Raw genomic sequence first — 13,864 nt, 5'->3', positions numbered from 1 at the left:
ATAGCTAGCCTGATAAATGGGTTCATTTTTATTCAAGTTTAATCATCCGTTTCCATGAACTCGCATCACTAGGACATTAAAACGTGATCTGCTGGTGGTCAAACTTAACGTCTTGCATATTGTTAGTTGAAATAAATCTGACACTTAGCTGCAATAAAACCGCCATCCAAATCACGCCTATTCGTCACATAAATGCCTGAAAATCGGGTCGCCTCTACAGGGAATACCCTCATACACTCAATAATAAATCGGTGATGAACGTGATGAATATTAAACGGATCGCTGCAGCTATCTCCTGCAGCTTAATGACGGTTGTAGCTCATGCTGCAGTCCTGCCCGCAACACAAACAGACAGCCAGTGGTTTAAAGACAGTGCGGCAAACGTGGTGGCTAAAGCCCAAGTCGACACTAAAAAAACCGCTAAAAATGTGATTTTATTTGTCGGTGACGGCATGAGTATTTCGACGCTAACGGCAGCCCGTATTCTGCAAGGGCAGGATAAAGCTGACAATCAAGGCGGCGAAGAAAACTTCTTAAGTTTCGAACAGTTCCCCCACACGGCGTTAGTGAAAACCTATAACACTAACCAACAAACGCCAGATTCTGCGGGCACTATGACAGCCATGGCGACAGGCGTTAAAACCAAGGCGGGTATTATCTCTATTTCAGATACCAGCTTACGTGGTAACTGTTTGTCTTCAAAAGGCAATGAACTTGTTTCACTGGTCGACCTTGCTAATGCCAAAGGATTATCAACAGGCATAGTCACTACGGCGCGTTTAACCCACGCCACGCCAGCGGCAACCTATGCCAAAACCCCTGAGCGCGATTGGGAAGGCGATTTCAACTTACCTGCCGAAGCGGTTGCGAACGGTTGTACCGACATCGCAAGCCAATTAGTGATGCGTGATGAAGCCAATTCGTTAACTGTGGCATTAGGTGGCGGACGTAGCTACTTCCTACCCACAACAGTGAAAGATGGCGAGAACAAAGCCGGTAAACGTAAAGACGGTAAAGACTTAACTAAAGCTTGGGTCGATAATTTCAGCAAATCTGCTTACGTGTGGGACAAAAAAGGCTTCGACGCCATTGATGCTGCCAACACAGATCATTTACTCGGCCTATTCAATCCATCACACATGGAATACGAAGCAGACCGCGCTGATGACGTCGGTGGTGAGCCATCACTAACTGAAATGACCGCTAAATCCCTCGATATTTTGAAGAAGAACGACAAAGGCTACTTGCTGATCGTTGAATCTGGCCGTATCGACCATGGTCACCATGCGGGCAATGCGAGCCGCGCGTTGACCGATGCGGTTGAATTATCTAACGCAGTGAAAGCGGCAATGGATGCGACGAGCAGCGATGATACCTTGATCATGGTAACAGCGGATCACAGCCATGTGTTCACTATCGCAGGCTACCCAAAACGCGGTAACCCTATCTTAGGTTTAGTGCATAACGTCGATGGCACATTAGCGACGGCGAATGACAACAAGCCTTACACCACGCTGGCTTATACCAACGGCCCTGGTGCTGTGGTGGGTGTGCGTGACGACTTAACCTCAGTCGATACGCAAGATAAAGATTTTATGCAACAAGCGCTTATCCCAATGGAAAGTGAGACTCACGCCGGTGAAGACATCAGCTTACATGCCAGAGGTCCAGGTTCGAATCTGGTTCAGGGCGTGATTGAGCAGAACGTGATCTTCCACATTATCAACCAAGCGCAGCAGCTTGGCGGCACTAAGTACTAATCACGTATTAGTTACTGAGTCCTCACTTTTGGAGCAAAAAATGAATAAGAAATTACTAGTAGTCGCGATTTCAGCCATGCTGGGTTTAGCCGCATGCGGTAGCGATGGTGATAACGGTACCGCGGGAACACCGGGTAGCAATGGATCAAATGGGTCTAACGGTAGCAATGGCAAAGATTGGACTGCTGTGAATCAGTGGTATGTCGATGCACAAGCTCGCGTGACCAAAGCCGAAGGCTTAACTGTTAACAATGATGTTGGCGCCGCGAAAAACGTGATCCTGTTTGTGGGTGACGGTATGGGTGTATCGACCATTACTGCCGCACGTATTTTAGAAGGCCAGCTAAAAGGCAAAACGGGTGAAGAAAACTCGTTATCTTTCGAAACTCTGCCTTATGTGGGTCTTTCTAAAACCTATAACGTCGACGGCCAAACGCCGGATTCTGCAGGCACTATGTCAGCGATGATGACAGGTGTAAAAACCGACGTGGGCGTGATTTCACAAGCTGAAGGCGTAGTTCGTGCTAACTGTGCTTCGACTAAAGATCAAAATCTCGTGACATCATTAGAGCTTGCTGCAATGGCGGGAATGGCAACGGGTGTGGTAACGACTGCGCGTTTAACCCACGCAACCCCTGCGGCAACTTACGCCCATGTGCCAGAACGTGATTGGGAAGCCGATTCAAACCTGCCAGCAGAAGCTGTGACTAACGGCTGTAAAGATATCGCCGCGCAAATGCTCGACTTTAACTATGGCAGCGGTCTTAACGTGATGATGGGTGGCGGTCGCCGCGCCTTTATTCCTAAGACGACCGTTGATCCAGAAGGTAAAGCGGGTAAGCGTAACGATGGTCGCGACCTCACTGCTGAGTGGATGACCAAATACACTAACGCCGCTTACGTGCAAGACAGGGACGGTTTCCTCAGTGTGGATGCGGCAAGCACAGATCATTTGCTTGGCCTATTCAACTCATCGCACATGGAATACGACTACGATCGTAAAGAAGCCGGCGTGACTGGCGAGCCATCACTGGCGGAAATGACGGCTAAGTCGATTGATATTCTGAAGAAAAACTCAAAAGGCTTCGTGCTGATTGTTGAAGCTGGCCGTATCGACCACGCTCACCATGCAGGTAATGCGGCGCGTGCGCTTTATGACACAATGGCATTGTCTGAAGCGGTGCGTGTGGCGATGGAAAAAACCTCGGCAAACGATACCTTGTTAATGGTTACAGCGGATCACAGCCATGTGTTCACCATCGCAGGTTATCCAACTCGCGGTAACCCTATCCTAGGTTTAGTGAAGTCGAACGACGCCAACGGCGTTGCTGAAGTGACTAACTCTACCGATGCTAACGGTTTGCCATATACCACAGTCGGTTACGCTAACGGCATGGGCTATGCGTCATTAGCTACAGGTGGCGATGAGCGTTACAACTTCCCAGTGGACGCAGGCCGTAAGGACTTGAACTTTGTTGATACCCAAAGTGCAGGATTCCATCAAGAAGCCCTAGTGCCATTAAGCGATGAGACCCATGCAGGGGAAGACGTGGCGATTTTCGCCCGCGGCCCAAGTTCGGATCTTATCCAAGGTACGGTTGAGCAGAACCACATTTTCCACGTGATGAACCGCGCGGCAAATTTAGTGGCTAAAGCTGAAGCGGCTGCCGTTAAGTAAGACCCGCTTAGTCTCTGCATAGTGAAGTAAGACATAGTGCAGAAATAGTTAAGTAAAAGCAGTGCCGATGGATGGCATACGTCATCCATCGGCCTTTAGCCTAACGATTTAACATACCAAAGCGTTTACAAAAGCTTAAGTGTTTACCCTGTTCAGCAAGTGAGAAGTCTAATGAAAAACCGTCTATTGGCTCTAATGTTATCCAGCTTAGTTCTGCCCAATGTTGCTATGGCAGCGCAAGAGGCTCAGTGTCCAACGCTACAAGCCGAGCATTTAAAGGCTCAATATCAAGTGACCAATGGCAAGGGCCAGCAATGGCAAATGACCCTCATCCGTAATGGACAAGACTTTATTATTCAGCGTGATGGTTCAACATTTGAAGAATGGTCGAGCAATGGCGAGTACGTGCGTTATTTCCCCGCTGAAAAACGTTCTGTGACTTACCGCAAAGGTGATTTGCGCGCACTCAACATTCAGCACGATCGCGACCAGTTGTACCATGTAGTATCGCCAGCATTGCCGATCCACATGACCAAGACACAAGCTAAGCAAGAGGCGTGTTTTGCGACTCAAGGCTTTAAAGGCAAGGTTAACGGTTTAGAGAGTGAGCTGGTATGGATTGATGCTATCGGACTGCCCGCTGAGTTTATCTTAGGTCAATCTCAGCCGAATCTAGCTTACAAGCTTGTGGACGTAGAGCCATTTGATAGCGATGCTTTTGTGGTATTAACCCAAGATTATCAAGATATTGATTTTGCCGATGTTGGCGACAGTGAGTCCGATCCTTTTATCGCTAAGATGATCAACCAAGGCTTTATTGAACATGGCGGTAGCGGTTTTTACAATAGCGAAGGCCAATCGATTGAAGCTCAAGGCGGACACGGCAGCCATTCGCATTAATCGATTTAATTGATATTAAGTTTAAGTGATACTGACGAGCTTAGCGCTGAGTAAAACTTATAACGTAAGCCAGTCTGCATTTATAAGCGCCCACAGAGTTGGGCGTTTTTGTTTTTCTTCAGCGCGAATCTATGCGCACATTCCAGCAAACGATATGACTGCAATAATTTACTATTGCCGCGCTGACAATGAAGGCTAGAATGAACCTTAGTGGATTTGAGTTTTCCCAGTGTTAAAACTGATGTTATAGGTAATAGCCGCGAGCGATGAGTACAGCAACACCCATTGAAAACATTAACTATTGGCGCCATCCCAGCTTATCAGGCATAGAACTGAGTCAGGCGGAATTCACGCATTTTAGCTTCGATAAACATGTGCATCTGGATTACCACTTAGGTGTGGTCACCCAAGGTGCGCAGCAGTTTGTGAATAAGGGCAGCAGTTATCAACTCGGTCAGCACAGTCTATCGACCTTAAATCCCGACGAAACCCACGATGGCCAGAGCCGCGATGCCGACGGTTATCGGGTGAAAGTCATGTCGATCCCCGTGGAATACATGAATGAAGTCAGCCAAGAACTGGGGTTGAAGGAGCACTTTTTCAGCGCGCCCATGGTGGATGACCCAACGCTTTATCAATACTTTATTCAGCTACACGAGCTATTGATCCAAGGCCAATGCAGTGCGCTCGTGGGCGAGTCCCATTTACTGAACTTTATTCATCTGCTGCTGGATCGTTACCCCAGCGGCGTTTCATCTAGCATCACTAAGCCGAATCAACCGCAGGGGTTATCTAAGTTGCAGGTGAGCTTAGTCAAGCAGCGAATTCACGATGAGCCTTGGCATAATACTCAGCTTGAAACCTTAGCCAATGAAGTGAGCTTAAGTAAGTTTCAGTTTTTGCGGCAATTTAAACAGGCAACAGGGATGACACCCCATGCTTATCTCAAGCGGGTGCGTTTAGAGTTGGCGAAAAAATCCTTAAGTCATGGCGCTCTAGTGGCGGATGTGGCGCAGCAATTCGGATTTTTTGACCAGAGCCATTTAAATAAAGCCTTTAAGCAGGCATTCCTATTATCGCCGGTGCAATTTCAGCGACGTATGCTCTAGTTTTCCCCCGTCTTTCGACGATTGCTGATTCGAATAAAACAGAATCATGCAATTTATTACAATTCAGCCCGGCGACAAATGGCCATACTGGCAGCCTCAGTTATCGTTTATCACCTTTTTTGCGGAGCCGCATTTCTATGGATTTATCTTTATTACTCACCTTGGCCGTGATCCACTCGGTTGCCTTGATCAGCCCCGGACCCGATTTCGCTATTATGGTGAAGATTGCGACTCAGCAGTCGCGAAGCACGGCGATTGCCGCAGCCGTGGGGATTTCAATCGCCATTTTAGCCCACACGATTTTAAGTCTGACTGGCGTGAGTCTGCTTATTAAAAGTTCGCATACCCTGTATCTATTAGTGCAAATTGTGGGCGCTTCTTACTTAGCTTGGATGGGGTTTGGTGCCCTGCGTGCAGGCCTTGCGATACTGGCTAAACGTAAAGCGAGTGCCAGTACAAATGCTGGGACACATGTTGATGCTCTTTCTGCTGACGTTGAAGGCACTGCGTCTATTGCTGGTGGCTTAGGTGGCGCTATGTCGCGCAGGCAAGGTTTTTTGACTGGGCTTTATACCAATCTATTGAATCCCAAAGCATTGGTGTTTTTCTTAACGCTGTTTTCGGCCTTGATTACCCCAAGCGTCACCACTAGCACTAAAATTGCCTCCGCTGTCTTGTTGTTATCGCTGTCGCTGGCATGGTTTGGCTTTTTGGCTGTGATGTTATCTAAGGCGCAGGTGCAACTTAAATTGCAGCGACTGACACCGATTATCGATGCAATTATTGGTGTCATCTTTATGTCAGTCGCGCTGGCGATTTACGCTAACCTGTTGCTGACGGCTTAGTCAGGCATTGCGTCAATCAGCTTAGGTTTTAGTCCTGTGCATTTATGTTATTCTTTGCCTTTGGTCTCAGTAGAGACGTTTGGATGTAAGGGATAAAGATGTCACTCGCCTCACCACTAAAGGCAATAAAATTAGCAGTTTTCGGCCAAGCTAAACTAATGCAAATCGCGTGTTATGCCGCCTTGATATTTGGTGCTATGGGTTTGAGTAGCACAGTGAATGCCGCCGATGAGGCTTTGCCAAAGGAATATATTCCTCTGGTGCAAGGGCTTATCGATGCGGCTAAGGCGAACGATCCAGAAGCCATTGTTAAGCGATTGGCTTACCCACTTAAACGTGAATATCCGATCCCAGCGATTCAAAATACCCAGGAAATGGTCGCACGATTCGATCAAGTATTCGATTCGCAACTAATTGAACTGATTGCGAATTCTAAGATTGATGCTGATTGGCAGATTATGGGCTGGCGCGGCATTATGCTCGGCAGCGGTGTCGTATGGCTGGATTTTGATGGCAAGATCATAGCCATTAACTACCAAACACCCGCAGAGGCAAAATTGAAAGCTGAGCTGATCGCTAAGCAAAAAACGGGATTACATGCGAGCGTGAGTGAGTTTGTGAGCCCAGAATTAACTTGGGAAACCGCTAAGTTTACGATTCGTGTCGATAATATGGGGAATGATCAATACCGTTATGCCGCTTGGGCAAAGGGTAAGCCATTGAGCGAAAAGCCAGATCTAGTGCTGAATAAAGGCAAGCTCGTATTCGATGGTAGCGGTGGGAATCATTCATTCCAATTTCGCAGCGGCCCATACCAGTATCATTGTTATGTCACCGTCTTAGGCACCAGCGATAGCCCTCCAGGCGAGCTAGTGGTGTTTAAAAATGACCAAGAAATACTAAAACAAGCAGTCATCAAAGCAGACTAGTCTCGTTTCCATATCCCTATGAGTGAGATGTAAAGCAGCGACTATCCGTTGATGGTTGTTGCTTTAATAATCCTAACGACTCCTTTAGCTAGAAGCTGTTGCCCCAAAGTGTGTTTCGTAGTTTGAATGCTTTAATCAAAATCAAAGTCGTGGGGCTTCACCCCACACCCGACCAAGGAGGACAGCTCGTCCTATCCTCCTTGGATGCTCCAAGACGCCCCTAGCGGAGTTGAAAGCCCCTTGTGCTCATGGCCAAATTTGCTATCGCTTCCGAAGGATGCGTCCCTGCACCTGCGAAAGCTAGTCGGTCATCCATGACCGAACTCACGCAATTTGTCTATTCGCCCTGCGGCAACTCCGAGGGGAGGTGTATTCCTTGGAGTTTTGAGTCGTTAGATAGCGATTCATCAGCAAAAAATAAGCGCTAAAAATGAGAAAGCTAAAACGATATCAAGTGATTACCCATCAAACTGGATAAAAAACCGCTACCGCAAAAAAGTAAATTCCTATAGCATCATTTATACCAATTGACATGGATGTGGCAGCGGCCATATTTGAGATTTAGTGAACAAGCGATTTATGCCCTGCAAACAGCGCAGCGCATAAATACTAAGACGTTATGTTACCAAATGGAATTGCATGAAGTATCTAAAATTAATCATAATTAAGCCACTTGAGGGCTACCTACATTTAACAGCTTGGCTTATATTCGCTTGGTTGTATTTCCAAATAATTCTTTCGGCAACAGCATTATTTTGTATGCCCAGTTTATTTAGCTTTTATTTTTTCGAATTCAATACGGCATTGAACATTGTGTACGGAGCATCAGGTCTCGGTTTTATTGTGGGTATTTGGTGGGCTGAAACTATTAGAAAAACACATGGTATTATCACTTTTCACGCATATTTGCTCTCAACGCCTGAAATTGAAGGTTGGAGAGATAGATACGGTAACGTAATCAAGAAGCGGTAACATACAAGCTGTTCAACAGGGACAAATACTGTTTGGCTTTTATCTCTATGTTCCAAAATTATAGCCAAACACCATTTCCCTGTTAAAAGTTTGTTATACATAGATATTTAAATTCGAAACTCACTAATTCGAGCTAAAAGTCTAACTCGGAATTGTCCCAAAAGTGTGCTGCGTAAGGCTTTTAAATCTACAGGTTACGCTAATACCGTGGTAAACCTGTATGAGTTGACATCAGCAAACGCTAAACTGCTAACGACTAAAATTACTGGTCCCAAACATTAGTCTTCAACACATATCTATCCCAATGTAATTTATAACTGTCTGTGGAAATAACAATTCACGCAGCATTGTGCAGTCGATTTTTATTCGTAAGATAAAAAGAGCATTAAGGATGAACTTAATGCTCTTTTTTATGGATAAATTCCTGCTCAAACTCTTGTGCGGTGATGGGTTTACCGTAGAGGTAGCCTTGGCCTAAGTCGCATTCCTCGTGACGAATAAAGGCATCTTGTTCTAGGGTTTCCACGCCTTCGGCGATCACGACTAAGTTCAGTTTCTTGCCTATGGCAATAATCGCTTTAGTGAGCTCCCTATCTTGTTCGTTTTCTTCGAGTTTATTGATAAAACAGCGATCGATTTTTAAAGTATCGAAAGAGTATTTTTGTAGATAACTTAGGGATGAATAGCCAGTACCAAAGTCATCTAAGGAGATGCGGATCCCGAGTTCCTGCAGTTTTTGGATGGCGTTGTGGGCAATGTGCTCGTCCTGCATCAACATGCCTTCGGTGATTTCAAGCTCTAGGGCGGTCGGTGGCAATTGATAGAGGGTGAGTAAGTCAGCTATGTGCTCGCTAAAACGGGGATTGCGCATTTGCAAAGGGGAGATATTGATGGCGATTTTAAACTCCTGATCTAGCTCACGACACCATTTTGCCGCCTGAGCTAGGGCGGTATGCAATACAAAATTGCCAATATCTATAATCTGCCCATTACGTTCTGCTAAGGCGATAAATCTGTCTGGGGCGACATTGCCTAGAATCGGGTTGTGCCAGCGCAGCAGGGCTTCGGCGCCTATCACTTTTTGAGTTTTTAAGTTAATAAAGGGTTGGTAATGAAGGCTTAACTCGTTTTTGTTCAATGCATCGACTAAGTGAGATTCCAGTTGATAGCGTAGATTCAAAGCCGCTTGAGTATCTTGATTAAAGAAGCTGTGAGTTGAGCCATCGGCTTTGCTGATCGTCATCGCAGCCCCTGCTTTTTGCAGCAGAATGGCGGCATCTATGCCATCGATGGGCGCTTGAGCTATACCCATGCTCGACGGAATCGTGATCACAAAATCCGCCACGCCAAATGGGGTATTACAGCAGCTAAGCACTTTATTGATGAGTCTGTTGGTTTCGTTGTTCGAAGGTTTATGGGCTTGAATAATCACAAACTCGGCGCCGGCAATACGGGCGATGAAGGTATTTTCATCGGCATAGTGTTGTAAACGTTGGCTGAGAATGGTGAGGATTTTATCGCCAATCAGATAGCCATAACTGTCGTTGATGGACTTGAAATTACGCAGCCCCAGATAGAGTACTGAAATCTTTTCCTTGCGATTCACTTCTTCGAGCATAGTCGAAAGGCTATTAATCAAATTGATGCGATTCGGTAATCCCGTCAGTGGATCATAGCTTTTATGGTATTCCAGTGAGGTTTCGGTGGAGGTCCGATTTTCGATTTCTTTGATGAGTTTGCCACTGAGTTCGGCGAGTTCATGGGTGCGTTGTTGCACTTTTTGCTCTAACTCTTGGTTGTGCAGTTGCAGCTTTGCCTGTTGATAGAGGGTGACGAGGTTGGCTTCGATACCATTTTGAAAACGAGCGAGTAAGCTGCGAAACGATTGGCTGTAATTATGCTCTTTGTTATCGAGCATGCAGATAGTGCCAAAGGCGCTGTTATCGGGCCAGCGTAAAGGTAAGCCACAGTAGGCAATCATGCCGAGTTTTATATCAGGATTTTTATCCCAGTTTTTATCTTTTAGGGCATTCGGAATGTGGAGTTCCTTGCCTCCTTTTATCACTGTCTCGCAGTAAAGTCCGTGGCCTAAACTGTCTTTGTCGTGTTTTTTATAGGGATTCCCCTGAGTGCGGCTCGAGGTAAACACTTCTATATCGGTTTGATGAACACGCATGATTAAAGCCGCGGGAGTGTCGACCAATTCAGAGAGCAAATCTAAGGTTTGTTGCCAGTTATCAACCATTATTTGGGGAACCACGATTTTGTCTGTGTCGATAGCAATGTCGGCGAATAAACGATCTTTTTGAGACTGATTAATGGCGAGATTGTATGGCATGAATGCTCAGTCCTAGAGGCGCAATATTATTTATAAACTATAGTCTTTTTACTCATGTTGTGAGTTTTTTGAATAAATTTAGTTGTATTACGATGTAAATTTTGTGTTAGCGATGGCGCAATTGAATCTCTTAAGTTTTAGATAAGAATTCAGCGCTACGCTATCACCAAATGTTCTTGTCATTGGATTCATAAGTGAGTAACTATTTGAAAAATAATGTTAGGATGACATTTATCGATTTTGCCAAAGGGCATTTAATCGCGCCACTTTTAGTGTTTGCGGTGATCATCTTTGGGCTTGAATGGACTCACGCCGATATGAAAGTGGCGACCTTGTTATTTCATTGGCAGGGTGGCGTCGACTCTTGGCCATTAAGAGGCCATTGGCTGACCGAAAATGTATTGCACGTTGCTGGGCGTAACTTTGTTATCTTGCTGGCGGTGAGCGTTGTAGTCGGCATTGCCTTTAGTTTTCGAAGTGACAGGATTAAGCCGTACCGCAAAGGGTTGATTTATCTATTTTGTAGCGTATTGGCCAGTGTGTTGCTGGTACGCATTGGCAAGAGTTTTACCCATATGACTTGCCCGTGGGATGTGATTGAGTTTGGCGGCCGTATGCTGCATTCCTCCCTGTTTGCCCGTTTACCTGAAGGCGCTGAATTTGGCCAATGTTTCCCTGGCGGCCATGCCAGCGGAGGGTTTGCTTGGGTTGCCTTGTATTACGTTTTGCGTGAGTATCGTCCGCATTTAGCTAAGTTTGGTTTGATTTTCGGGGTGAGTTTAGGCCTAGTGTTCGGTATCGGCCAAGAGTTACGCGGTGCCCATTTCTTGAGCCATGATTTATGGAGTTTAGCTATTGCATGGACGTCGGCGAGTCTACTTTACTATGGTTTTTTCCTTCGCCCATCAGGGTTAAAAAAAGCTAAATTGGCCGATGTTAGCCAAAGAGTCAATGTTAAATCCACTGCTGGATTAACACAAAAATAGCGGACTGTGAAACTGACATAACCTATGTGATTAACCTAAACACTGAGTCCAATTGGGCTCAGTGTTTTTTTATGGCTTAGAATCTGAATTCGAAGCGCATATCGGGTCTGCGTAGGCGAGATCTTTCATCTAACAGTTGGTTCTTCTCATTGAGTAGGCTGTTTTTCTGTTTCAATAAGTCGGCCTTATCGGTGAGATTATTGATCTTGCCATCAAGACTGCTTATCTCTCTATCGATGGCATTTAAGCGATCGGCTATTTCAGATAAGCGTTTGTTAGTCAGATATTGTTGATGGCCTTGATTATAACGTTCAACGAAGGCGTTATTGCTGCAAACCCCATAATAGCTTTCTCCCGCTAAGCCCACGCGGTAGCCATTTTCGGGAAGACAGTAACTGGCTAACCCTTGCTGGTATCCTTGTTTCCATTGTCCGGTATCGACGCTGAGATTAAATTCTCGGCAATCTTTTTGATATTGATTCAATTGCCCTGCGCTAGTCCCACGGTTGCCATCGGCCATTCCTAGGGCAAACCAATCACTATTGGCGCATTCTTCAATCGATAAGCTGCTGCATTGAGTGAGTGATAGGACCGAAAGGGCGAGGAAAAGGCTAGGATAATGCATGGACAAGTTCTCTATATGCTGTGGCGTTTAGGATAAAGGCTCTTATGGGGGAGATCTAGTTTTATATACCGCCGTTTATACTGTCATAGATGCATTTTGTTGGGCAGAATCCATCACAGTTTAGTGGATGAATGCATGATAACAGGCTGATATTGTGTTAGTTTGCGATTAACACTTTAATGTCTGCTTTGGGGTTAGCTATGATTTCACCCGTTTCATCGGCGCATTCTGCTTCATTACCGACGGCCAAATCGGTTCATCAATCTAGTGATACGGCGGAGCCAAGTGGACTGAAATCCTTTACCTATGGCGCATTGGGCTTGGCGGCTCCCAAAGCTGAGCCCAGTTCCGATGTTGCTGCGATGAGCAAAACTGAGGCGCCTACTCCCGATACAGCCCCTAATGACGCGAATGATTCGAACGACACGTATTACAGCGCTGGCCAAATATTGAAAGCGGCGGCGACCGTGGGAAGTGTGATTGCCTTATTTGTGTGAGTTAAGTTTTTGCTAAATGTTAGCTAGGATACCTATTTGAGCGATCTTGAATTTGAATGTTCGCTGTAGGAGAGTGGCAGTGGTTTTACCTCTTGCTTTATACAGGTTGGCGGAAAAGAATATTCTTTTAGTTTAAGCTTCATTTTCAGTCTCTTTCTTTGCCAAAGTCCTCAGTAAATCTGGTATTGTGTTTAACACGCAAGTGCATTAGTTTTTACTTAAAATTCGTTTAACAATCCTGAACTATATTCATCAAACTTCCGCTGGAGACCGCTTTTGTATGAAGATTTGCCCGCAGTATTCCATATCATGCCTAAGTAAGGTATAAGGGCGCTATGAAAACTCCGAAACGAATCCAACCCCTGGTTGATGAAGGACTGGTCGATGAGGTCATTAGCCAGTTAATGAGCGGTAAAGAAGCCACTGTGTACGTTGTACGCAGTGGTGATGATATCCGCTGTGCCAAAGTCTATAAAGAAGCGGACAAGCGCAGTTTTAAGCAAGCTGTGTTGTATCAAGAAGGCCGAAAAGTCCGCAACAGCCGTCGTGCACGTGCGATGGAGAAAGGCTCTAAATTTGGTCGCGATCAGCAGGAAGAAGCTTGGCAAAATGCCGAGGTTGAAGCGCTTTATCGTTTAGCGAATGCGGGTGTGCGCGTGCCAACGCCCTATGGTTGTTTTGATGGCGTGTTGCTGATGGAGTTAGTGACGGATGCCGAGGGCAATGTCGCACCGAGATTGAACGATGTGAGTATGTCGGCAGAAAAAGCCCTGAACGATCATGCGTTGGTGATGACCTATGTCAAACGTATGCTCTGTGCAGGTTTAGTGCACGGTGACTTGTCTGAGTTTAACGTGTTAGTCGATAGTGAAGGGCCAGTGATTATCGACTTGCCTCAGGCCGTCGATGCCGCGGCGAATAACCATGCCAAATGGATGTTAGCGCGTGATGTGAATAACATGACCCAATACTATGGCTTGTATGCTCCTGAGCTGTTGAAAACACAATATGCCAAAGAGATTTGGGCCCTGTTTGAAGCGGGTGAATTGAAGCCTGAAACGCCATTAACCGGTGAGTTTACCGAAGTGTTGGTCGAAGCCGATGTCAGTGCCGTGTTCGAGGAAATTCAAGCGGCCTTTGAAGAGGCGCAAGAGCGTAAACAAAGGATCCAAGAGGCAAACGAAGAAGACTATTAATTGTCAGTCGTTTTTCGCCCATAAAAAAG

The 13,864-nt window shown here is 45.9% G+C and carries 12 protein-coding genes; 10 read left to right on the top strand and 2 right to left on the bottom strand.

Features of this window, described 5'->3' with window-relative positions:
- The first annotated feature begins 263 nt into the window (after positions 1–263).
- The 7 genes from DYH48_RS18195 to DYH48_RS18160 all read left to right on the top strand — a co-directional run bounded on the left by DYH48_RS18195 (position 264) and on the right by DYH48_RS18160 (position 8,193).
- Positions 264–1,760, top strand: coding sequence for an alkaline phosphatase family protein (locus DYH48_RS18195; RefSeq protein ID WP_011847836.1), 1,497 nt, complete (start codon positions 264–266; stop codon positions 1,758–1,760).
- A gap of 40 nt (positions 1,761–1,800) precedes the next feature.
- The gene (locus DYH48_RS18190; RefSeq protein WP_115335548.1) at positions 1,801–3,438 is read left to right on the top strand and encodes an alkaline phosphatase family protein; all 1,638 of its coding nucleotides are present in this window, start codon (positions 1,801–1,803) and stop codon (positions 3,436–3,438) included.
- Between the two features lie 171 nt (positions 3,439–3,609).
- Complete coding sequence (locus tag DYH48_RS18185) at positions 3,610–4,338, top strand: hypothetical protein (protein WP_115335547.1); 729 nt, start codon at positions 3,610–3,612, stop codon at positions 4,336–4,338.
- Between the two features lie 266 nt (positions 4,339–4,604).
- Positions 4,605–5,447, top strand: coding sequence for an AraC family transcriptional regulator (locus tag DYH48_RS18180; protein ID WP_115335546.1), 843 nt, complete (start codon positions 4,605–4,607; stop codon positions 5,445–5,447).
- Positions 5,448–5,584: 137 nt separating this feature from the next.
- On the top strand, positions 5,585–6,292 hold the full coding sequence (locus DYH48_RS18175; RefSeq protein ID WP_115335545.1) for a LysE family transporter: 708 nt from the start codon (positions 5,585–5,587) through the stop codon (positions 6,290–6,292).
- Positions 6,293–6,390: 98 nt separating this feature from the next.
- On the top strand, positions 6,391–7,221 hold the full coding sequence (locus DYH48_RS18170; RefSeq protein WP_115335544.1) for a hypothetical protein: 831 nt from the start codon (positions 6,391–6,393) through the stop codon (positions 7,219–7,221).
- 639 nt (positions 7,222–7,860) lie between these two features.
- Positions 7,861–8,193, top strand: a complete 333-nt coding sequence (locus DYH48_RS18160; protein WP_115335543.1) for a hypothetical protein — start codon at positions 7,861–7,863, stop codon at positions 8,191–8,193.
- Positions 8,194–8,590: 397 nt separating this feature from the next.
- Here DYH48_RS18160 and DYH48_RS18155 read toward each other — a convergent pair whose 3' ends face one another.
- Positions 8,591–10,531: a bifunctional diguanylate cyclase/phosphodiesterase gene (locus DYH48_RS18155; protein ID WP_115335542.1), complete on the bottom strand. Its 1,941-nt coding sequence runs from the start codon at positions 10,529–10,531 to the stop codon at positions 8,591–8,593.
- Between the two features lie 224 nt (positions 10,532–10,755).
- Between DYH48_RS18155 and DYH48_RS18150 the strand changes: the two genes are divergently transcribed.
- Positions 10,756–11,517, top strand: coding sequence for a phosphatase PAP2 family protein (locus tag DYH48_RS18150; RefSeq protein ID WP_115336165.1), 762 nt, complete (start codon positions 10,756–10,758; stop codon positions 11,515–11,517).
- Between the two features lie 76 nt (positions 11,518–11,593).
- Here the strand turns inward: DYH48_RS18150 and DYH48_RS18145 are convergent, their stop codons facing one another.
- Positions 11,594–12,142, bottom strand: coding sequence for a DUF2799 domain-containing protein (locus tag DYH48_RS18145; protein ID WP_115335541.1), 549 nt, complete (start codon positions 12,140–12,142; stop codon positions 11,594–11,596).
- Positions 12,143–12,321: 179 nt separating this feature from the next.
- Between DYH48_RS18145 and DYH48_RS18140 the strand changes: the two genes are divergently transcribed.
- Positions 12,322–12,639, top strand: coding sequence for a hypothetical protein (locus tag DYH48_RS18140; RefSeq protein ID WP_006086079.1), 318 nt, complete (start codon positions 12,322–12,324; stop codon positions 12,637–12,639).
- 335 nt (positions 12,640–12,974) lie between these two features.
- Positions 12,975–13,835, top strand: coding sequence for a PA4780 family RIO1-like protein kinase (locus DYH48_RS18135; RefSeq protein ID WP_115335540.1), 861 nt, complete (start codon positions 12,975–12,977; stop codon positions 13,833–13,835).
- The last annotated feature ends 29 nt before the right edge of the window (positions 13,836–13,864 follow it).

The sequence above is a fragment of the Shewanella baltica genome, assembly GCF_900456975.1.
GTDB lineage: Bacteria > Pseudomonadota > Gammaproteobacteria > Enterobacterales > Shewanellaceae > Shewanella > Shewanella baltica.
Note: the sequence above shows the minus strand (reverse complement) of the source record. Positions and strands in the feature narration are given on the sequence as shown.

Excerpts from the sequence above, each read along its gene's own strand:
- DYH48_RS18140 (WP_006086079.1), top strand. The coding sequence starts at position 12,322 with ATGTCTGCTTTGGGGTTAGCTATGATTTCACCCGTTTCATCGGCGCAT.
- DYH48_RS18185 (WP_115335547.1), top strand. The coding sequence starts at position 3,610 with ATGAAAAACCGTCTATTGGCTCTAATGTTATCCAGCTTAGTTCTGCCC.
- DYH48_RS18180 (WP_115335546.1), top strand. The coding sequence starts at position 4,605 with ATGAGTACAGCAACACCCATTGAAAACATTAACTATTGGCGCCATCCC.
- DYH48_RS18160 (WP_115335543.1), top strand. The coding sequence starts at position 7,861 with ATGAAGTATCTAAAATTAATCATAATTAAGCCACTTGAGGGCTACCTA.
- DYH48_RS18150 (WP_115336165.1), top strand. The coding sequence starts at position 10,756 with ATGACATTTATCGATTTTGCCAAAGGGCATTTAATCGCGCCACTTTTA.
- DYH48_RS18170 (WP_115335544.1), top strand. The coding sequence starts at position 6,391 with ATGTCACTCGCCTCACCACTAAAGGCAATAAAATTAGCAGTTTTCGGC.
- DYH48_RS18145 (WP_115335541.1), bottom strand. The coding sequence starts at position 12,142 with ATGCATTATCCTAGCCTTTTCCTCGCCCTTTCGGTCCTATCACTCACT.
- DYH48_RS18135 (WP_115335540.1), top strand. The coding sequence starts at position 12,975 with ATGAAAACTCCGAAACGAATCCAACCCCTGGTTGATGAAGGACTGGTC.
- DYH48_RS18175 (WP_115335545.1), top strand. The coding sequence starts at position 5,585 with ATGGATTTATCTTTATTACTCACCTTGGCCGTGATCCACTCGGTTGCC.
- DYH48_RS18155 (WP_115335542.1), bottom strand. The coding sequence starts at position 10,531 with ATGCCATACAATCTCGCCATTAATCAGTCTCAAAAAGATCGTTTATTC.
- DYH48_RS18190 (WP_115335548.1), top strand. The coding sequence starts at position 1,801 with ATGAATAAGAAATTACTAGTAGTCGCGATTTCAGCCATGCTGGGTTTA.
- DYH48_RS18195 (WP_011847836.1), top strand. The coding sequence starts at position 264 with ATGAATATTAAACGGATCGCTGCAGCTATCTCCTGCAGCTTAATGACG.